General features: G+C 37.6%; 17 protein-coding genes and 1 pseudogene. 6 read left to right on the forward strand and 12 right to left on the reverse strand.

The features are described from left to right. Positions 1–92 precede the first annotated feature (92 nt). From ACJROX_RS19955 to ACJROX_RS19980, 6 genes are all read right to left on the reverse strand, one after another. A complete protein-coding gene (locus ACJROX_RS19955; RefSeq protein ID WP_408006952.1) occupies positions 93–1,676 on the reverse strand; it encodes an extracellular solute-binding protein in 1,584 nt (527 codons plus the stop codon). A gap of 98 nt (positions 1,677–1,774) precedes the next feature. Continuing rightward, a complete protein-coding gene (locus ACJROX_RS19960) occupies positions 1,775–2,680 on the reverse strand; it encodes a carbohydrate ABC transporter permease (protein ID WP_408006953.1) in 906 nt (301 codons plus the stop codon). 16 nt (positions 2,681–2,696) lie between these two features. After that, positions 2,697–3,695 (reverse strand): ABC transporter permease, encoded by a 999-nt coding sequence (locus ACJROX_RS19965; RefSeq protein ID WP_408006954.1) that lies wholly within the window; start codon positions 3,693–3,695, stop codon positions 2,697–2,699. Positions 3,696–4,086: 391 nt separating this feature from the next. Next, on the reverse strand, positions 4,087–6,165 hold the full coding sequence (locus ACJROX_RS19970; protein ID WP_408006955.1) for a helix-turn-helix domain-containing protein: 2,079 nt from the start codon (positions 6,163–6,165) through the stop codon (positions 4,087–4,089). 233 nt (positions 6,166–6,398) lie between these two features. Next, complete coding sequence (locus ACJROX_RS19975) at positions 6,399–7,013, reverse strand: YesL family protein (RefSeq protein ID WP_408006956.1); 615 nt, start codon at positions 7,011–7,013, stop codon at positions 6,399–6,401. A gap of 646 nt (positions 7,014–7,659) precedes the next feature. After that, positions 7,660–10,737 (reverse strand): beta-galactosidase, encoded by a 3,078-nt coding sequence (locus tag ACJROX_RS19980; protein ID WP_408006957.1) that lies wholly within the window; start codon positions 10,735–10,737, stop codon positions 7,660–7,662. Positions 10,738–11,608: 871 nt separating this feature from the next. Here ACJROX_RS19980 and hutP point away from each other — a divergent pair. The 4 genes from hutP (at position 11,609) to ACJROX_RS20000 (ending at position 15,816) form a co-directional block, all read left to right on the forward strand. Next, complete coding sequence (gene hutP / locus ACJROX_RS19985) at positions 11,609–12,052, forward strand: hut operon transcriptional regulator HutP (protein WP_408006958.1); 444 nt, start codon at positions 11,609–11,611, stop codon at positions 12,050–12,052. A 136-nt stretch (positions 12,053–12,188) separates the two neighbouring features. Next, positions 12,189–13,703 (forward strand): histidine ammonia-lyase, encoded by a 1,515-nt coding sequence (hutH, locus tag ACJROX_RS19990; protein ID WP_408006959.1) that lies wholly within the window; start codon positions 12,189–12,191, stop codon positions 13,701–13,703. Between the two features lie 149 nt (positions 13,704–13,852). Beyond that, positions 13,853–15,163, forward strand: coding sequence for a Na+/H+ antiporter family protein (locus tag ACJROX_RS19995; RefSeq protein WP_408006960.1), 1,311 nt, complete (start codon positions 13,853–13,855; stop codon positions 15,161–15,163). Positions 15,164–15,270: 107 nt separating this feature from the next. Further along, positions 15,271–15,816: a PepSY domain-containing protein gene (locus ACJROX_RS20000; RefSeq protein ID WP_408006961.1), complete on the forward strand. Its 546-nt coding sequence runs from the start codon at positions 15,271–15,273 to the stop codon at positions 15,814–15,816. Between the two features lie 106 nt (positions 15,817–15,922). Here ACJROX_RS20000 and ACJROX_RS20005 read toward each other — a convergent pair whose 3' ends face one another. Continuing rightward, on the reverse strand, positions 15,923–16,093 hold the full coding sequence (locus tag ACJROX_RS20005; protein ID WP_408006962.1) for a hypothetical protein: 171 nt from the start codon (positions 16,091–16,093) through the stop codon (positions 15,923–15,925). Between the two features lie 46 nt (positions 16,094–16,139). On the opposite strand from ACJROX_RS20005, the gene ACJROX_RS20010 reads away from it, so the two are divergent. Continuing rightward, the gene (locus ACJROX_RS20010; protein ID WP_408006963.1) at positions 16,140–17,444 is read left to right on the forward strand and encodes a PepSY-associated TM helix domain-containing protein; all 1,305 of its coding nucleotides are present in this window, start codon (positions 16,140–16,142) and stop codon (positions 17,442–17,444) included. 377 nt (positions 17,445–17,821) lie between these two features. After that, a pseudogene (locus ACJROX_RS20015) lies at positions 17,822–17,965 on the forward strand (IS3 family transposase); the annotation flags it as partial. Here the strand turns inward: ACJROX_RS20015 and ACJROX_RS20020 are convergent. The 5 genes from ACJROX_RS20020 to ACJROX_RS20040 all read right to left on the reverse strand — a co-directional run bounded on the left by ACJROX_RS20020 (position 17,962) and on the right by ACJROX_RS20040 (position 21,993). Further along, positions 17,962–18,903: an IS3 family transposase gene (locus ACJROX_RS20020; RefSeq protein ID WP_408011714.1), complete on the reverse strand. Its 942-nt coding sequence runs from the start codon at positions 18,901–18,903 to the stop codon at positions 17,962–17,964. The pseudogene ACJROX_RS20015 and the gene ACJROX_RS20020 overlap by 4 nt on opposite strands. Beyond that, positions 18,825–19,142: a transposase gene (locus ACJROX_RS20025; protein WP_408006964.1), complete on the reverse strand. Its 318-nt coding sequence runs from the start codon at positions 19,140–19,142 to the stop codon at positions 18,825–18,827. Before ACJROX_RS20025 ends, ACJROX_RS20020 begins: the two co-directional genes overlap by 79 nt. Before the next feature lie 233 nt (positions 19,143–19,375). Next, positions 19,376–19,501 carry a hypothetical protein gene (locus ACJROX_RS20030; RefSeq protein WP_408006965.1) on the reverse strand — a complete coding sequence of 42 codons (126 nt, stop codon included), beginning with the start codon at positions 19,499–19,501 and terminating at the stop codon, positions 19,376–19,378. A 159-nt stretch (positions 19,502–19,660) separates the two neighbouring features. Further along, positions 19,661–20,995 carry a YjiH family protein gene (locus ACJROX_RS20035; protein ID WP_408006966.1) on the reverse strand — a complete coding sequence of 445 codons (1,335 nt, stop codon included), beginning with the start codon at positions 20,993–20,995 and terminating at the stop codon, positions 19,661–19,663. A 26-nt stretch (positions 20,996–21,021) separates the two neighbouring features. Beyond that, on the reverse strand, positions 21,022–21,993 hold the full coding sequence (locus ACJROX_RS20040) for an agmatinase family protein (protein ID WP_408006967.1): 972 nt from the start codon (positions 21,991–21,993) through the stop codon (positions 21,022–21,024). Positions 21,994–21,996 lie beyond the last annotated feature (3 nt).

The raw sequence follows: 21,996 nt of genomic DNA on the forward strand, positions 1-21,996 counted from the left end.
GTACACCTACTTTATTTAGTTATACGATTCATCTTCTATTATCATATGAACCTACCAATATACCGTAATGTTAAGAATTTTCAGTCTAATAATTAGCTGTCTTTCCAACGATCGTAAGCATCTTGATAAACTTGAACATATTGTTCAATATTCATATTTTCAATCGTTTTTACGTATTTATCCCAGTTAGATAATGGTTCAACCCCAGTGATGAATTTAGCTTCCATTTGTTCTACGTAAGATTGTAAATCCACTTCAATGGTATTTACTGTAGATTGTTCTTCATTTGTTAAATACATAAGTGGAATTGGCACTTCTGCATAAGGATCAATTTTCGCTTTCGTTTCATCCTCAATAAATTTATCAAATTCTGTTAGTTCCACACCTTCAATTCTAGCCGTTACAGTTGGTGCAGTAATTCCATATGCAGGTGTTAATGTTCCTCGATAATCTTCTCTACTATCAAAACCTTCAGGTACCTCTAAATATTTTCTTGCACCATTTTCACCTTTTTCCCAAAGATATCCTTCAGGTCCATCATTTAAGTATTCACGACCTTCTTTTGAATAAAAATAATCAATCCATCGAATTGAAGCTTCTGGATGTTCATTGTTACTTGTGATAGCGAACGCACCTCTATTAATTCCAGGACTACGAGGAAACAATAACTCATCTGAAACTGAACTGGTTAACGGATGAAACATAGGATTGTTTATTGCTTCTTCTTCTGATTCACCAGTAGTAAAGAATGAGAAATAATCTGGGAATAATCCAAGACGGTTTGCTTGTCCTTTTGCTTTTTTCTGTTCATCAGATTGCGAAAATGTCTCTGAATCTAATAACCCTTCTTCATAAAGTTTATTCATGTAAGTTAAGTATTCTTTATAGTTTTCTGTAATCGGAGTATACCTGACAGTTCCATCAACCTCATCAATACCCCATTCTTTCAACCCAAAAGCACCGAGTAACCATGGACGTGTGCTATCCATTTTCACATCAATTAATGGAATTTCATCTGCTTCTCCATTCCCATTAGGATCTTCTGTTTTAAAACGCACTAATAAATCATAAAGTTCATCAGTTGTCTTAGGTAGTTCTTTCACACCCAATGCATCTAGCCATTGACCGTTGAACCACATTGGCCCTCTATACCAACCAGATGTTGGGTGCATATTAATTGCGGGTAATGAATAGATGTGTCCATCAACTGTTGTAATGGATTTTTTAATTTCAGGGTTTTCTTCAAATATTTTTTGAATATTTGGAGCATGTTCTTCAATAAGGTCTTCTAAAGGTACCAATACTCCTTGTTTTCCATAATCCACTTCCATACCAGCAGTCAAATTAGATGATCCTGCTGCATAAATAATATCTGCTATATCTCCACTGGCAAAGGCTAAATTTAATTTTGTCTGAAAATCACTCATTGGTGGAGTGATATATTTAAAATTAATATTTGTCTTCTCTGAATACTCTTTTAAAGTAGGCATGTCTTTCCATTCTGCCAAACCAGTACCAGGTGCCATCATTGTTAAGTTTATTTCTTCATCTACAATGGGAAAGCCCTCTTTATTCACTTCAACCTCTTTAGAAGGTTCTTTACTTGCCTCTTCTTTTGAAATGCATCCTGTAAGTACTAAAATAACGGTTAAGAGCAGTGTTATTATTTTTTTCATCCTGCATCTCCTTTTCATTTTTTTTCCCTTAAATTGACGCTTTTTTCTTTTTTGAATGATCACCCCCCATAATTATCAATTTAGTGAAGACAAACTACTTACCCTTTCAGTGAGCCTATCATCACACCTTTAACAAAGTATCGTTGTAAAAACGGATAGACAATAATAATTGGAAGTGTAGATACAATCATTACACCATACTTAATAATCGCGGCAAGTTGTTGCTTACTATGTATCGCCTCAGCCATACTGCCTGTAAGATTCGAGCTTTGTGCTGACATTTCTTGCAATACAAGTATTTCTCTTAAAACTAATTGAAGCGGAAACATGTCTTTGTCAGATAAGTAGATTAATGCATTAAAATACCCATTCCAATGGCCAACCCCATAGAATAATGCCATAACAGCTATAATTGGTGCTGATAAAGGTAGAATAATTTTAATAAACATTTTAAAATTTGAGGCACCATCAATGATTGCTGCCTCTTCTAATTCTTTTGGTATAGCAGTTTGGAAAAATACACGGGCAATAACGATGTTCCATACTGCAGCTGCATTCGGTAAAACCATCGCCCAAATTGTGTCAATAAGTCCTAAATTTTTTACTACTAAGTAAGTTGGAATTAAACCGCCACTAAAGAACATTGTCAGAACAAACATACCCATGAGAAGATTTCTACCAGCAAAATCCTTACGAGACAGTGCGTAAGCTGCCGGGATCGTAACTGCTAAGTTTATGAATGTCCCTAATGCTGTATAAAAAATTGTATTGAGATACCCCCTCCAAATAGCGCCATTTTCAAAGATTAGCTTGTAACCATCAAATGTAATATCAATAGGATAAAGCCACATTTTCCCCGAGTTTACAGCTGACGGATTACTTATGGATGCACTAATAATATAAATCAATGGATAGAGTACGATCACTAGTGCGCCTGTAAGAAAAATATAAACAAATACCTTAAACATTTTGTCCGTTTTTGTTTCATGTATCGAAGTATTCATCTTTTTATACCTCCTCTTACCATAGACTTGTTTCACTCGTTTTTTTCGCGATTTTGTTTACAACTATTAGGAGAATCGCATTAATAACAGCGTTAAACAATCCAACGGCTGACGCAAAACTATACTGTGCGTCTAATAAACCTGCTTTATAAACGAATGTCGCAATTACATTCGAAGACTCAAGATTAAGTGGATTTTGCAAAAGTAAAATCTTCTCAAAGCTCAGCGCCATAATGCTGCCTACGTTCAAAATTAATAATATAATCATTGCTGGAACAATTGCCGGAATGTTTATATGCCAAATACGCTGAAAACGTGTCGCACCATCTACAATTGCGGCCTCATGATGCTGTGGATCAACACCTGAAAGAGCTGCGAGATAAATAATAGTCCCCCATCCTGTACTTTGCCATACACCAGATAATACATATACCGTTTTAAACCAATCAGGATCACTCAAAAAAGCAATCGGTTCAAAACCCAAAAATTGAATACCATGATTTATTATTCCTGTCGCTGGAGACAAAAATGCTATGATCATCCCAGACATAACAACAACTGAAATAAAATGAGGGGCATATGTCACTGTCTGTACAGTACGCTTAAAAAAACTGTCTTTTACTTCATTTAATGCCAACGCTAAAATGATCGGCAATGGAAAACCTACAATTAATTCGTAGACGCTAATTCCTAATGTATTCTTTAATAAATCCCAAAAATAATATGATTGAAAAAATCGAGTGAAATGATCAAATCCTACCCATTCGCTTCCCCATATCCCTAAAGTTGGATTGAAATTCTTAAATGCAATTTGCACCCCGTACATAGGAATATAATGAAAAATAAAAAAGTATAAAAATGCTGGTAGGACAAATATGTAAAGCTGCCAGTTTTGTAGAATCTTCCTTCTCTTCTTCAATTTTCGTGGCTTTTCTTGCTTTAATTTATGATATGTAGAACCTCTATTAATTTCTTCTTCCTTTTGTAATGGGGAAGTTGCCGTACTTGAACTCATTGAATGACCCCTCCTTCTATTTTTCTTTGAAACTACCTCTATGTTAGTGTTTTTTTGAAAATGTAATCAATATGTCGTTTTTATTAAGCATTGTCAACTCGATAACTACACTACTGTATCCGCTTTCATTTATAGACTTCTCAACGCTGGAAATATGTCATAATTGTTTTACTATGTAACCCTTTACAATTTATTAGAATGGCTTTATAGCGGTACTTAAAGGGTTAAAAAGAATAATATAGCAAAGCTTCCACCTGTTGTATTTGCTTATGGTTAATCGGCGATACTCCTTTTTCTGAATAGTTTAAACAGACACAAACATTCATAAAAATAACCTAAACTGAAAAAAGCTATGATTTATAAAAATCACAGCTTAAGTAAAATGATTCTATTACTTGTTTAAATTACGATATTGTCCAGGTGTTACACCTACTAGTTTCTTAAACTTACGGGTGAAATTCGCAACATCCAAATATCCTACTTGAACGACGATATCTTTAATTGCCTTATCAGTTTCCTTTAACTGCCTCTTTACATCTTCCATACGGAGATCCTGTAAATATTGCGAAAATGTAACACCTGTTTGTCCTTTTATAAAGCGGCTAACATAAGATACCGATAGTTGAAATTTAATCGCTAAACTTTCCAAAGATAGTTCATAATTATTGTAGTTTTGTCTAATATGCTCCAAAATTTCATTTTTCAGTTTATCATTATGACTTTCTTTCTTATCCTCAACCTCTTTACATATTATTAATACTAACGTTTCGAGTTGTTTATGCAATCGTTCAATTGAATGAAAATCTACTATGCTATTAAAATCCTTAATATAATTACTCATTCCAATTTCAGAGGTTGTTTTCACTATCGTATTGATAATATCAAAGCAAATACATTTTATTGTCTGGATAGACAAATCTTTCTCAGCCAGATTTGTAAACATGTTGCGTAATGTTTCAGCAGCAACAATATGATCCCCTTGTTTTAAACTTTGGACAAGCTTTATTTGTTCTTCTTTCGGATATCCAAGTGACTGTTCAGGCTGTATCACGATTTCCTCAAAATAGATCATACTTCCTTGTGGTTTCGTAAATTTATATTCCAATGTTGTAAGAGCTTCAATATATGATCGGTTTATCCGGGCTTTTTCATGATAAAGCCCACCTACCCCAATGGTAGAATCCAAATGACAATTTTTTTTAATATACTGCTGAATGAATGGGACAAGCTTTTGACGCTCTTTGTTAGCATCTTCATTCATTCGATCCATACTTACAATTAAGGCTATTGCATCATTATATATCAAATCCACACCATGTGCTGAGGCGTTTTTCAGCGTAATATTCGATAGGATGTTAAAAACCTTTTCCCGTTCTTCTAAATTATCCTCTATAAATGTACCTTTTTCAAAATAAATAATCGCCACAAAGTAGTGCCCATCCTTCATTTGAATATTTAACGTATGCAGTAATGAATTTATTTCATTTCCATCGCTTAAATCACCTTTTAATAGTTTCACTAAAAATTGATCTCTTACAAAAGGCTTTTGCATATACATTGTTTCATTCAAAATTTGATGGTCTTCAAACACATGAGTAATCGTTTGGCGAATGGTCTCTAGTTCATTTCTGCCTTCCAGGTTAACAGTTTCCTTTCCATTTCTGTTTGTTATTTCAAACAGATTTTGAATCGGCTTGTACTGATTTTTCCCAAGGAATACAGCCAATACAAAGCCAACAATTAAAAGAACAATTAATACCGCAATAATTAATATTGTTGTATTATCTAACCGTTTGAAAAATTGATCGGCATCCATCAACGTTATAAATTTCAAGCCACTTAACTCCGATTTAACAGACACAAGTGAATAATCTTTTCCATTTAATTCAACATTATCGACCCCGTAATGATCAATAGAAAGAGAAGCTAATTGTTCTGTACTAATTGATTCATCATTAATGGCAGATGCAATAACCTGATTATTTTCATAGACTATATATACATTGCCTTCAGATTCACCTAGTATGTTTTGAATCAGATCTGTGATCGTGGATTCCTCTATAAAATACATTACTGTACCATAAGGATTGAGATTATTTGGAGCTATCGGAAATAAATAAGCAATCATATTCTTATATTTATCATTGTTTTCATTTTTAATAACTACATTTTTAACAGGCTTTATCAATGGTGTTTTCGTATACAAATCACTAATGAGATCCTCTTTTTGCCATTCACCAAACCGATATTTTTTTTGCATTAAGGCGTCTATAGTATACGAACCACTGGTAGAATATATTGTCTCATCATCATGATAATAGACAAATAGTTCCTCAATGATCGAACTGTTTGCTTTATATTTCTTTAATTCCTCAATTGCTTCTCTACTGTAATAACCATGACTGATCATATAAGGCGTCAGTCTTGGATCATATGAGATTCTTGCTGCTAGTGTTGCTAATTCTTTCATACGTTCATTTGTTAGATTTTCTACCTGTTCTAATTTATTTATGTTTGAATGTTCAATTTCCTTCCGAAGGCTTGATACAGAATGATAATAAACAATAGTGCTCATTATAAGAAAAGGAACAAGAAAAACAAGTAGATAGGAGACGATATATTTATATAATAGTCGAGATTTGATCCTATTACGCAACACACTCCCCCCTCTAAATCTCTGAAAATATAGAATCAATATTTAGGTTAATTTTTTCCCTCTATTTGAACAAACGCTCGAAATGCAAACCAAGCAAGCGGATAAGCAATAATGGAAGATCCTGCAAAAAATAGAAGAATAGGTAGAAAACGAAATAGATAAAATAATAGAAAGAGACAAATGATCATTGCGACCGTTTCCAGCGGGCGAGCTAGTGCGACATAAAACGATTGTTTAAAATACAAGAAAAACTTGAGCTCATAACGTACAAATACAGGAAAGAAATACAGAATTGTAAGCATATACAAGAAAATTATTATTAATAGAAAGAGATGAACATAAAACGACTTGATATATTGTTGTGAAATGTTCATATCTACATATAAAAATATCCCTAAACCAATCAAAATAAATCCTAAACTATTCGATTTTAAAAAATCGGATTTATATACAGAATAGAAATTCTTAAATATTGGAATGTCAAAGTCTTCTTCTAACCACTTATGTATAACTGAGAATAGTGCAGCCGTTGCTGGTGATATTCCGAATACTCCCAAACCCAGCAATGTAAATATCAACCAAAGAAAATGAAGATACATTACTTTAGCCAACCAATTCCCCATATCATACACCCATTTAAATAGACCATTTATAATTGTCATTTCAGCCCCCCGAACCGAAAACAATTCCATTTTTTCTATAATAAAAGACGATAGTAGGATAAAAGAAACCGACTTATCTGCCGATTTCTTTTACCAGCCGCTAATATTATTTTTAAGCTATATACGCCAACTAACATATTGATGCTTGGTTGGTCACCTAAAAGATGAACTTCACCTCGAAGGATTTATTTTTACACCATCTTTTTTGGCTCTTTAACCGTATCGCATCATTCTAAAAGCATCTGGGTCTAAGTTTAAAGAAAGCATTTCTAAGTCTTTGAGTTCGTACTTAGCGGAGTGGACTGGAGAACCGAGCAAGCCCTCAATTGACTCCACCTTCGAAATCCCCAGACGTTTTTAAGACTCCACTCACCAGCTCACGGAGCGGAAAAGGATCACTTCTTGTAGAACTCAACTAGCTGTATGTGTAAATCTTTTTTTTCGCCCATAGTGCAGGCTTATTTGCCATGTTTTTTTACAAACACCATGAATATAACTATGATTTTGTTATTTCGTCAGAATATTTAGCAAATTTATTGCAAAACGAATTTGACTACCCCTTTATTCCGGGATTCTATGATTTATTTTAGCATAGTTTTGGTTTTTTCTGCACTTTTTGTCTGATTATTATGACAAATAAATCTTCTCAGGATATAATTTCAACCTCATTAGGACGGTAAACAGATATAACATTCCCCTTTTTATCTGTGGCAAACATAACCGCTCTTTCAGCCTCAAGGAGAAATGAATAAGATCTATTTAATACAGGATCCTTAATTTTAACAGATGTGTCTCCAGCAAACTCGGACACAAAAATAAATAAAGAGCCATTTTCAAAAGAGAGTTTTCTCCCGTAATTGCCTGGTATATCACCTTTTTGCCAATCCAGCTGCTTATTGACTCCTGCTTTCTTTATTGCATATTCGTATAATGCTATTATCGACTCACTTCTTTCATTTAGTTCAATGGGCAATGAACACCAGATCATTTCACCTTTCCCATATGAAATTTCCTTTATTCCCATTGGATTTTGCTCAAATTGCAAAACCTCTTTCAGTGCTTCTGCAATTCGTTCTCCACCAAATGAAACTGGATAATGTTTTTCATTGATTTTAAGCATTTCCTCACGAAGGATATTTTTAATGCTAGTTGAACCAATGATATCGTTCATTCGTCCTGTAGCGTGCCAATATTCATCTAAGTTTATAGGTCCTGTAAATAATAGTGTTATACCTTGTTCTTTTACAACTTCCAAAATGGTAGTCAGTGCACTGCTGCTAAAATTGTGCGGACTTGGAATAACAACTAGTTTTGGCAGTTTGTTTTTTAATTCATCAAGATGATATTCACTTAATGCACGAAATGGCGTGTTCATCTCATATGCCAATGTTCTTGTAAGCTTCATTGTTGCATCCAAGGCTAGTCTGCGATTTGAGAAATCATTTGAATATGGGAAAACTACGGCTATTTCTTCTAGTTTCCGGCCTTTGAATAAATCACGTGTCTCTTTAATAAACGCACCAAAATCATAAGAAACATTTGTTTCTGGCTTTTCGGTACCGTCAGCACGAATTGCCCCGATATTTGATTCATTAATATTATCCATAAAGTAATTTGTATTCCATAGCCATTGCACAGCGCCAGCCCCACCGGTCGAAAAGGAATAAGCATATTTTCTTTCAAGTATGTTGCGTAATTCTTCTTCACTTCTTTTCGCTTGATTATTTGGATTTTCTACGTACATAATTCCCGTTTCCTGGATCAGATTTGGCTTTGTAGGAGTTTTCGTGAAAATTCCATTCCAGACTAATTGATCCAGCAACCACCATGTGTGGTTCGTTGTATAATTAACCTCATCACAGTAAAATAACGGCGATGGCCGCTGTGAGCCTAGTGCCTCATCCTGTCCAACCGTAACAGGTTGATCTGGTGCTAATCGCTTAATGGTTTCTGTAAGTTTTTTTGCCCATTTGTTATGCATATCCATCGTATACAACGTATAATCTAACCATTTTAACCCCTTTTTTCCAAAGAGCATGTCTTTGATTCCGAAGTTGATCTCACTCGGTTCAGGTGGTTCAATCACATCAAAGGATGGTAATTCCTGTTCGGTCATGTTCCATTTTTCCTGAAGTTCACGAATGGTGGTATGACGCTCTTTAAGCCATTCTCTATATGCTCTACGATCATACTTATCATGAAGTGATCTGGGGCCTGAGAACGTACGACTTGGATCAAATATTGAAGGCTCATTGATTAGATCCCAATTTATATTTGTTGTTTCTGTATGTCTTGAAACGATCGTCGTAATAAAACGTTTTTGCGCCTCAATACTTCGGGGATCAAGATATGGGTTTTCTCCTTCCCATGCTTCTGGTGTAAAGGAAAAGAAAGTAAATGTTACTTCAAGATCATGTTTTTTCGCGCACAAGATAAAAGCGTCGATGGAACGTAACACATTCTCATTAACATGACCTTCGACAAACATCATGTTACGCCAAGCTGTCCAAATTCCTGTGCGAATATAATTTATACCAGCACGCTTCATTTGTTCCATATCCCGATCCCAAATATAAGGGTTGGGTAAGAAAAGAAAATAACGAGCAACATCCGACGTCATATACGTCATTCCCACAATTGGCATCGGGCGTCCATCCTTTTGGAAATAGTCCCGATCACATGTCAATTTATCCCCTATTGTTAAAAGCTTCTTATCCATTCCCCAGAAACCTTGGTGAAGTATTCGTTTTTCCCCGAAACTTGATATAGCAAGACAAGTAAGATCATATAATCCTGATTTAATATCGATTGGGATAATAAATGAAAGGGTATTAAATTGCTCCGAAGCTTCTATTGCATCTGTTTTAGAAAAGACTTCATTTTCATTTTTTGTAACAATAAATTTCAATGTCCATTCCGTAGTCTTGTTTTTAAACGACTGTAATTGATAGGTTACTTTTGGACGTTCTCCTTCATCGTAGGTAGCATAGTTTGTTTTCAGCCACATTTCGGTTACTCCATTTGTTACAAACAAAGCTAATTCCTGCATAGTCTTTGCGCCTTTTACTGTCCAAAATTGTTTATTCACCTTTTGATTAATAAAGAGCCATCGTCCTCCAGTGAATTCCCCTTTCGTATTTTCAATTAAGACACTAGGAGCGGCTACTTCACGACCACCTTTCGAAACACCTTTAAGCAACGGATAAATATGTGCATCCATGGGACCCATTGAACCCATTTCGGCTTCAATTGTACTAGATTTCGTAACATGTAGCACAAAGTTCCAAGTATCCGAAATTTGAAATAGGTCTTCTTTACCAGCGAACACAGGAATACCCTTATTATGCTGTAAAGAAGCGATCGGTTCGGAATTAACATGCAAAGCCTCATGAATATTTAATTGTTGATGGTAAGCCGTTTGCGCACGTTCCCTTTCCCAATTTCCATTCGCCATATAGCATGGAACTCGAAATGGAATACCGCCAATATGTACGATTCCTTTACCACTTTTAAGGTGATCATATATTGCTTGCCAAGCCTTTTTTGGAAAATAAGGACCATGAAAATTTATAAAACAGTCCACCTCATTATTTGATAAAATTTCTTTTAAAGAAATAGCATCTGCAATGATTATTTCATTGCTGAAGTTTTCAAAAAATGAACTGTCCGGTCTATGGCCATCTATTGGAAAATGAGAATCATAGAAAATGACGATGTTACTCATGATTAATAACCTCCATTTTTTATTAAATTTCAATCATTTGTTTTTTGATAAAATTTGGTGGAAGACAAAAATAAAATTGACGATAAAAGAATATGGGTTACATAAAGTTGGACACTCTCCTTTTGGTTCAAGATTGTGTGTGGCAACCACAATTTTCACCAATAAGGTAGAGATGTCCTTTTTTTATTTTCAGAATCCGACAAAGTTTCAAGGCAAATACTCAATTAGACAAAATTCTTCATGACATGTTTTTTGCAAAGAATCAAGTTATCTTATAGTACTAACGCGACTCGTTTAAAACCATAAAATCTTTTTTACGTTAGAAGTTGAAATATAATTATAATTTTCTAATCACCTATTTTCCTTTAATTGGGAAGGAACTTTTCAAATTGTATCGAAACATTACATCAGCATAATAAGGATACACAACTATATAGATTGGTCTTAAGTTTTACTAAATAATTTGGGAGGATTTTCATACATGACACGTCGAATAGTTAATTACCTTTAATGCTAAATTTAGATGGACTCGGGAAATCATTGCTTGGAATTTGGCCATCAACACTACCTCCGTTAGGGGTGAGCTATTCCAAAACAACATATACTTTGGCAGCAGTTGACGAATAAAGCAAAAAGATTTTGTCGAAAATACCTTCCTCGAGGTAAAAAAATACGAAAACGGCGAAAATGATCATATTTTGTTTGAAGATGAAAGTATGATTCGCGATTATCAGCTGGTGAAGTACACAGTGGTTTCGGAATACCATTGCTTGGTATCACTTACCAGTTTGACACTTTCGAAAATTTGCACTAAAATTAAATCAGTGATTAGTCATTAGAAAAGATAAATTCAAATAGTGAGTTGTAGATAATGTCATTAAATAAGGAACATCGCATCGGGCGTCATGCTGCTTTATTAGTACTAGCTGACGACAAAAGTGAACAGCAAGAGGTAACGAATAAATTCAATTGGAAAAGTTGCTATGGCAAAGTCGGTTCAATGGAATCACAAAAGGTAGTTGCAGCAATTGAAACGGCTGCAAAACAGCAAGGAATCATCAAAAATGATGTTTACCGGGAAACCCATTCTTTATATCACGCCATTATGGAAGCGCTTCAAGGCATCACCCGCGGTCAGATGCAATTAGGTTCGATCATGCGTACCGTCGGTTTACGTTTTGCCGTTGTACGCGGCAATCCATATACGGATGACAAAGAGGGCGAGTGGTTGGCCGTTGCGATTTACGGGACGATCGGAGCACCGGTCAAAGGATTGGAACACGAAACGTTAGGTCTTGGCATCAATCATATTTAAATAGCTTACTAGTTTTTAGCCCAGAGTATTTAGTCAATAGGGGGCTGTACTGAAGAATTTACGTGATTTCTTCAGTATGGTCCCCTATTTTCTTTTTGCTTTATCAAATTAAAGTACAAAGGAAGAAGGTGGCGTCATGGTCGTTTTAACAGGCCAATCATTAAAGTTGGAAGAGATGAAGAACGTTCTTTATGATTTTGAAAAAGTAAGCGCTTCTGAGGAAAGCTGGAAACGTGTTGAAGCAAGCCGTGAAGCGGTTGAACAAATCGTCAAAGAAAACCGGGTCGTTTATGGAATCACGACCGGGTTCGGAAAATTCAGTGATGTGCTGATCAACCCTGATGACGTTAGTGCATTGCAATGGAATTTGATTCAGTCACATGCATGCGGGGTTGGCGAGCCGTTTCCAGAACTTGTTTCAAGAGCAATGTTAGTGCTAAGGGCAAATGCATTATTGAAGGGTTTTTCAGGAGTAAGGAAAGTTGTGATCGAGCGGCTGCTTCAGTTTGTCAATGCAAGGATTCACCCTGTCGTTCCACAGCAAGGCTCTCTCGGAGCAAGTGGTGATTTAGCCCCATTATCGCATCTTGTTCTCCCGCTGCTTGGCGAAGGTGAGGTCTTTTATAAAGGGGAATGTATGAATGCGCTAGAAGCGATGACGAAAGAGGGTATATTCCCGATTTCGTTGACTGCTAAAGAAGGGCTTGCATTGATCAATGGAACGCAAGCGATGACGGCAATGGGGGTTTTGACCTATTTGGAGGCTGAGAAGCTAGCTTATCAGTCGGAAGCGATTTCATCGATAACGATCGAGGGACTGAAAGGAATCATCGATGCTTTTGATGAGGAAGTTCATATTGTACGTGGTTATCCTGAACAGATCGAAGTCGCCCAACGAATGCGGCGATTTTTGAAAGACAGCAAACTGACGACAAAACAAGGTGAAATCCGTGTGCAAGATGCCTATTCACTTCGTTGTATTCCCCAGGTTCACGGTGCAACGTGGCAGACGCTGAACTACGTAAAAGAAAAGCTTGAGATCGAAATGAATGCTGCAACCGATAATCCACTGATTTTTGACGGAGGGAAAAAAGTGATCTCTGGCGGGAACTTCCATGGGCAGCCGATTGCACTTGCAATGGATTTTCTCGGTATTGCAATCGCGGAATTGGCGAACATTTCCGAGCGTCGGATCGAACGGCTTGTGAACCCGCAGCTGAATGACTTGCCTGCTTTCTTAAGCGCCGATCCGGGACTTCAATCCGGAGCGATGATCATGCAATACTGTGCAGCTTCACTTGTATCAGAAAATAAAACGCTCGCCCATCCAGCAAGCGTCGATTCAATCCCGTCTTCAGCAAACCAGGAAGACCATGTCAGTATGGGAACAATCGGTTCACGGCATGCCTATCAAATTGTCTCCAACACAAGACGGGTACTTGCGATTGAATCGATTTGCGCGATGCAGGCAGTTGAGATCAGAGGGACAGATAAGATGTCACCTGCGACAAAAAACATACTGGACAAAGGACGAAAGAGAATTCCATTCATTGAGAAAGACCGAGTATTCTCAAAAGATATTATGGAAGCCGAGAATTGGCTGAAGTATGGATTTTCCATCGAAGAGATGAAAACACCTGCCACTTTTTAATCACAGTTGAAAAGACTTGTAAGTAAATATTTAATTATGGGAACAGCAAATTTGAGGTTTTAATCGATCCCCTCTGGTACTGTTCCCATTGCATCTAAAATTTACTGAAAGTTTCATATTTTCAAATTAAAGGTAGAAAGGAAGATCTTATGTTCAATGCAGTAGTAGTATCAGTTATCGTCCTAGCAGTATTGAGCCTTTTAAGGGTCAATGTCATTCTAGCAATTTTACTTGCAGCAGGTGTTGCAGGGTTGATGGAGGGCATCTCACTAACCGAAACGACGAATATGCTCATTTCCGGGATGGGTGGACAAACAAATACGGCGCTAAGTTATATCCTGCTTGGTATATTCGCTGTCATGATTGGTTACTCAGGCATTACAGGATTTCTTGTAAAAAGACTCGTGAAGGTTTTAAAAGGAAAACGATCAATCATGTTATTGACGATTGCGGGTGTTGCTTGTTTATCGCAAAACGCCGTTCCTATCCATATTGCGTTCATTCCGATCCTGATTCCACCTTTACTTAATTTGTTCGATAAAATGAAGGTAGACCGGAGAGGCGTCGCTACAGCACTTACGTTTGGATTAAAAGCACCTTATATCATGATTCCGGCAGGGTTCGGGTTGATATTCCACGGAATCATCGCTGATGAAATGAAAGCGAACGGAATGGAAATCACTCTTTCTTCCATCCCATATGCAATGTTACTGCCAGGGCTTGGAATGATTGTCGGGTTGTTATTTGCCATTTTCATTTCTTATCGTAAAGATCGGAACCTATCCGATCTTGATCAGGATGCCGGTCATGAGGTAGCAGCATCAGAAGAGGTCGAATTGTCTTTCACAAAGCGCCACCTGTTCACGATCATTGCGATCATAGGGGCACTTATCGTACAACTTACCACTGGTACTCTTGTTTTGGGAGCGCTTACAGGAGTCATTCTCATGTTCTTGTTCACGATCGTGCCGTTTAAACAAGGAGAAAAGGTTGTTCATGATGGAATTACAATGATGGGTATGATTGCATTCGTCATGTTGATCGCTTCCGGTTATGCAACGATTTTGAAAGAAACTGGCGCCGTTGAAAGTCTCGTACAATCAGCAACGGGGATCTTAAGTGATAGTAAGCCGGTCATTGCAGTCGTATTGCTTCTAGTCGGTCTTCTGATCACAATGGGGATCGGCTCCTCATTCGGTACGATTCCGATTCTTGCAGCATTGTTCGTTCCACTCTGTGCAGCAGCCGGTTTTTCCCCATTAGCGACAGCTTCATTGATCGGCACAGCTGGAGCACTTGGGGATGCAGGCTCACCGGCATCAGACAGTACACTTGGCCCGACATCAGGGTTGAATGCTGATGGAAAGCACCATCATATTTGGGACACATGTGTACCGACGTTTTTGCATTATAATATCCCTCTTATTGTCTTCGGCGTCATTGCAGCCCTTGTTTTGTAATTAAAAACACACTGAAGCGCGGCTTCCTGTATAAGGGAGCCATTCTATTCCTATTAAACTATTTTCCTAATGTGTTTATAAAATTAAAAGAAAAGGATTGATAATACGTGTCAAGATCTGTTAAATTATACCAACTAAGCCGAAAGGTCCACAAATGGACCGGTTTAATTTTATCTGTCGTTTTTATGTTCATGGCTGTGACGGGCCTCTTACTTGTTTATATGATTCCACTCGGATTGGCCGATGAGTTGAGGATGGGAAAGGAGGCGAGTCCAAGTGAATCGATATCCATGGAAAAAGTGGTATCCATTGCGACTTCTCAAGATCTACCTGGTGCAACATCGGTAGAAGATATCTTTAGAATTGAATTAAGGCCGAGCGCGAATGTTTACCAAGTTCGCTTTAACAACAGTCAAGATGTTCAAATCGATGCAAGTACAGGGGAAGTTCTATCTACAGATCCAGATTACTCAACCTATCTTATTACTTTACATGATGGATCCTTTCTTGGAAATTGGTATCGATACAGTGTGTTGACAATGGCAGGTTTATCCTTAATCCTCCTATCATTCTCAGGATACTATATGTTTGGATTTTCCCTTTATAAGCGACTAATGGCAAGAAAAAAGACAAAAGGGAATTTGCAAATTTAAGAAGATAAATCTGCAACATTTAGTACCAATTATCCCGTTCAAATCAATGTGATTTTATTCGCATATATGATATCGAATAAAACTTGAATTCCTTGAGAGTTATTTTTCACAGGTAGCGGACTACGATTGGTGATGGACTAGGCATTGTGTTTACTTGACTTTCACCTAAATCCACAACATATTGATTTACTGGTATTTCTAAGTAAAAAGCCAAGATTGCAACTAATGCAATTACAGAGATGATAGTCTTGAAGAATGACTTCTTCAGAATAGACATCCACCGAAAATTTTTAATATTTCCACAAAAAAGGATGTGGAAAATAATGAAAAATAGTAATGACGACAATAAAAGCCGTAACTCTCTTTCACAAGCAATTTGGCGGTGGCATTTTTATGCAGGCATGATTTTCGCCCCTTTCCTGCTTATATTGGCTATTACTGGAGGTATTTATCTGTTTAAGCCTCAGATTGAGTCATTCATATACAAGGAACACTACTACATACAAGATAAAGGACAGAAGATGTTACCTTCCGAACAACTTGAAGAGGTAAAGAATACCTACCCGCAAAGTGAGATTACACGATTTAGGCCAGGGGTTGAAACCAATCGTTCATCGGAGGTGGGGGTTCTTGTCGATGACCAATCCTCAACCGTTTATGTAAATCCCTACAATGGGGATATCGTTGGAAAACTGGCTGACGAAGATCGATTTATGGTTCAGGTTGAGAGGTTACATGGTGAATTGATGGCAGGTATATTTGGGGATTTATTGGTGGAACTCGCAGTGTGTTGGGGTTTAATTCTTCTTATCACCGGTATGTATATCTGGTGGCCGCGACATCGAAAAGGTGTAATACGTAGAATAAGACTTCGACTGAATCGAGGTAAGCGTTCCTTCTGGCGGGATATACATTCGGTGACTGCCTTTTGCATGTCAATAGGTATCGCTTTTTTGATTTTAACTGGTTTACCTTGGACTGGGTTTTGGGGCCAGCAACTACAAAAAATAGGGGTAATCACCGACACGGGGATTCCGGCGGCCGTATGGGGTGAAAAACCAACCTCAATTGTACCTGACGAGCCGACAGATGGCAAAGTTTCGCCGATTTCCATCGATGAGGTAGTACAGATTGCTGATTCCCGTGATGTAAATCCTGGATACGATGTATATTTCCCTGAAGGTCCTAAGGGAGTCTACACAGTACAGGTTTTCCTTCCTAAATCCGTAAATGAAACCACACTTCACATCGATCAATACAATGGGGAAGTTCTAGGCGATTATCGATACCAAGAGTATGGTCTTTTAGGAAAGGGTATTACCACTGGATATACCCTTCACATAGGATCTGAGTTTGGCTTGATAAATCAAGTCCTAGGGCTTATTGTCTGTATGGGCATAGTGGTTATCGTTATTACAGGATTAATCATGTGGTGGAAACGAAAACCTAGCAATACATTGGGGGCACCTCCTCAACCTAAGAATGTCAAGATTGTAAAGGGAGTAATCGTTATAGTTGTTATATTAAGCATTCTCTTCCCGTTAGTTGGTGCCTCTTTACTCCTTGTTTTACTTTTGGATTGGTTAGTGATGCGAAGGATTCCCCGAGTAAAGCATTGGGTTGGGTAAAGGATTTCTCCTGAACCGAAGAAAAGTTGTGGTTAGAAAGGGGGAAGTTCGAAAAATGTCAGGAAATGAACCTCCCCTCCCTATCGCTTCGCGCTTGAGGAAGGGGTTTCCTGTTTGAAGTTCACAAGACCAAAAGCCGCCCCGAATGGAACAGGTGTCCGCAATACCGCCTTTGTTCTTGGAACCAAACATCCCTTTCAGGATAGTGGTCTTCACGTTTCGTGTCTCTCGACACCCTATCTATTTGTCTTGTGTAAAAGATGGGAGGACAAGACGAGAAATTTTAGTCTACTCATTACCAACATCCTTAGGGATAATACCCCTGCAGAATCATTCTTTGGCCATATGAAGGATAAGATGCATCCAGTTGTAAGACAAAAGAGGATTTACAAAATAAAGTAGAAGATATCATAGACTACTACAATTCCTCAAGGTATCAATGGGGAATAAAAAAGGTGACCCCGGAACAGTGGACTTACCCCTGTCAAGTAGACACGGTTAAACTAGGTGCTTTTCATTAAGCAACCTTAGTTCTAAATTCAATACGACTAAGGTTGTTTAGTCTTTTTTGAAATCGTTTATTATTGTAATATCTCATATATCTTCTTATGGCTTTAATAACTTGTTCTTTCTCGAGAAACTCATATCTATAAAAACATTCTGTCTTAAGGTGGCTAAAGAAGCTCTCTATACAAGCGTTATCATAACAATTACCCTTTCTAGACATACTTACATTCATCTTGTGTTTGTCTAGAAGCTGGTTATATTTTTTTGAAGTATATTGGTACCCTTGATCACTATGTAGTATTGTTCCCTGAACATTTCTTTTTCTTATGGCTTTCTTTATTGTGTCTAGTACTAATCTTAAGTTGTTTCTTTCACTTATTTTATAAGCTACAACTTCATTATTGTAAAGATCCATTATGGCAGACAGATATAAGCGCTTTCCGTTAAAAGTAAGATAGGTAATATCTGTAACCCATTTTTCATTTGGTTTATCCGTTGAGAATTCTCGGTTTAAATGATTATCTGATACAACACATTGTTCCTTTAAGCCAAAGTGTTTCCACTTTTTCTTCCGAATCTTAGCTTGTATCCCCATTTTCTTCATTAAACGATATACTCTTTTATGGTTGATCTGTAAACCATATGTTCTTATAAGCCATCTACGAACTCTCGGATAACCAAAACTACCATTAATATCGGAATCTTGTTCGCATTCCAGTATTTTAGACATAATAAATATGTCTTCCTTGTCCTTTTGAGATGGATTCCTTTTTCTTTTTTCCCATTTATAATATCCACTTCTTGACACCCCAGCAATTTCACATAGTAACACAATAGGGAAATTCTGCTTTAATGAATAAATAATACCAAACTCTATTGATCTGTCTCTTTTGACCTCATCTCCCTTTTCGCAGCTAAGAGCTTTTTTAAGTATTCGTTCTCCGCTTCTAATCGTTTTATTCTGTCGTCCTTATTAAGCTTATTTGAACCTGTATTTTGTCGTGATTTTCCTCGTTTTTCTTGTAGGCCTAGAATACCCTCATCCTTATAGTTTTTAATCCACCTATCAATTACGGAATACGTAACTCCTAATTCTCTTCCGATTAGTTTACTACCCATACCTTTGTGTAAATACATTTCAATAGCCTTCATTTTAAAATCAACAGTAAAAGTTCTTCTTTTTTTCCCCATAAAAAATCCCCTCCAGAATAAACAGTAAAGTAACTTTCTTTGTACTGTCTACTAGAAGGGGATAATACCACAGTTCCGAGGTCACCTCTTAGCTGCATAGGACCTTTTATTAAACTGTCTCATTTTCAAGGGTACATGTCACTCAGTCATAGGCAAGGAGTTTTTTAACTCTAACAGATAGTTGGGCTTTTTGGTTCCATTCATTTAGATGGTTCTGAATAAGAATCACTTTACTAATAAATCACCTCGGTAAGGATCTTATGGCCTTGAATTCTTTTAAATGCCGCGGTCGCTTCCTTTTCAGTGTCAAATTCGAACATTTTGATGTTATTGTTCAAATGGACTGTGATGATCCACACAACGAAATCCCTCCTATTATTGGTTCGCTGCTAGACTAAGATTTATCTGAGATTAATCTATTTTATATGAAACAAGGCTACTTTATGTTTTCGTCTAAAGGATGTAATAGAATTGTCACCACACGAAAACATTAGAGATATTATCAGGTTTCTGTAATGTCAAAGTAATAAATACGCAAGTGGTGTCACAAGTATGAGAGTAAGAATAACGCGTTCAATCCAAATAATGATAAGCGTTGGAACGGAAATTGGAATTTCAGTCGAAACAATACATGGAACGAGCGCCGAGAAAAAGATGATCGCCGAAACTGAAACGACACCAATGACGAATTTCACGACCAGAGAAGACTTTGCCACCAACAGAGCAGGCAAGAACATTTCAGCAATACTGACAGCACTTGCTTTCGCCACAAGCATTGGTTCGGGTAATTGCAGTGCGGAAGTGAACGGATAGAAAATGTAACCAATCCAATTAAATACTGGCGTATATTCTGCCAAAACCAACCCTAAGAGTCCAATGGATAAAATAGATGGAAGAATCGCCATTGCCATAAGCAGCCCGTCTTTTATATTCATCCAAATGTTATCAATTAAACGAGGTGATCGATCCAATGTAGCTTTCGCCTCATCCCATGCTTTCCTAAGTAGACTTCCACTGATTTCAGCTTCTGGTTGAGGAGTCGATCCCTCATAATAGTCGTCATTGATTTTGGATAATGGCCAAATTCGTACCGTGATTGCTGTAACTAAGAACGTGACAATTAGCGTTGACCAAAAATACATGTTCCACATTTCCATTAAACCTAATGTTTTCGCAACAATCACCATGAACGTAGCTGAAACTGTAGAAAAGCCTGTTGCAATGATGCTGGCTTCTTTCGCCGTGTATTTTCCTTCTTTATATACCCGATTCGTGATAAGAAGGCCGATAGAATAGCTGCCGACGAATGATGCCACAGCATCAATCGCTGAACGTCCTGGCGTCTTCCAAATTGGACGCATGATCGGCCTTGTCAATACACCAATGAATTCAAGTAAGCCATATCCTACTAATAGTGCCAGAAAAACAGCTCCAATCGGAACCAACAGGCCGACAGGAATAACAAGTTTATTGAATAAAAACGGTCCCATATTCGGGTCAAACAACCAGGCAGGTCCAATATTCAGTATAAGCATTAATCCAACCATCAGACCGAGTATTTTAAAAATTGAAAAAATAAGGTTGACAGTTGTTTTTTTCCATGTTCCTGATAGAAATGGATAAACGGCACCTGCTGAAATGATCAGTAACGCATAATAAGGTAAAACAGGTTTTGTGTGTGATTGAATATACGAGACAATATGATCGAGCATGATAGTGCTTTTTTGTTCAATCGTAATCGGTACAAAGAAAATGAAAATACCGATAAAGCTGTATACAAAAAACTTCCACGTTTGGGCAGGTTCGAGGTTTTTTTCAACAGTTGTTTGGTGCTCTTGTACCTTTTGGTTCATCCCTATCCAATCCCCCTGATTCTACATTAGTTTTGTAACACGCAACCCGTGATGAATTGTAGCCATGCGTATACCCCAGTCTTGACAGTGTCGGCAGTCGACGAATCTTTGCTTGGATCCAGACAAACAAAATCAATATGTCGGACCATCGGGTGCTGACCGATTTCTAGCAAAATATCGAACAGCTCAGTCGATGTCATGCCGCCGGGTGTGGAAGCGGGTACACCCGGGGCAACAGCAATATCGAGTACATCCATGTCGACTGTGACATAGATGCGGTCAACTTTTGCTGAAAGTTTATCGAGGGCATCCTGAACCGTATTGATAAGGCCCTGCTTTCGGGCCTGCTTTAATGTTACCATCTGAATGCCATGTTCTTTCGCATAATCAATGAGTGGTTTCGCATTAAAATAGCCATGTAAACCGATATTGATGACATCCTTTCCTTTTACGGTGTTGCCATCAATCAATTGCCGGATCGGTGTTCCGTTTGCAGGGCCTAATTCTGCCGGATCCCGTACATCAAGGTGTGTATCGAGCTGCAAGATTCCAATCGATTCATTCTGGTGAACGTCTTTAATCCCCCGGACAGCACAGGCTGTAGTAGAATGATCACCGCCAATCATACACGTAACGGTTTGCGGAAACCGTTTTACAAGATAGGCCGTCGACTCCTGTATACGGTGATGGGATAAAAGAATATCGGTTGTATGCATGGCAACATCACCGGCATCTGCCACATTAAAGGAAGTCAGATCGACATCTTCATCAAGATTGTACGTGGCAAAACCCTTCCACATTGTGCGAAATTCCGCCGGATATAAGGAAGCTCCGGACACACTGATTGAAGAACGGGAAATCGGAGCCCCGTATAGGATCATGTCGGGTGTATTTTCATTCTCGTCAAGTGGCTGAATCCAATGATGGACATACGTCGGCTCGTATTGAAATGTATTGTTCCAAGACCATACAGGGGCTTGAAGCCAATGTTCACTCATATC

This window comes from Pseudalkalibacillus sp. A8, from assembly GCF_045920555.1.
Taxonomy (GTDB): domain Bacteria; phylum Bacillota; class Bacilli; order Bacillales; family Fictibacillaceae; genus Pseudalkalibacillus.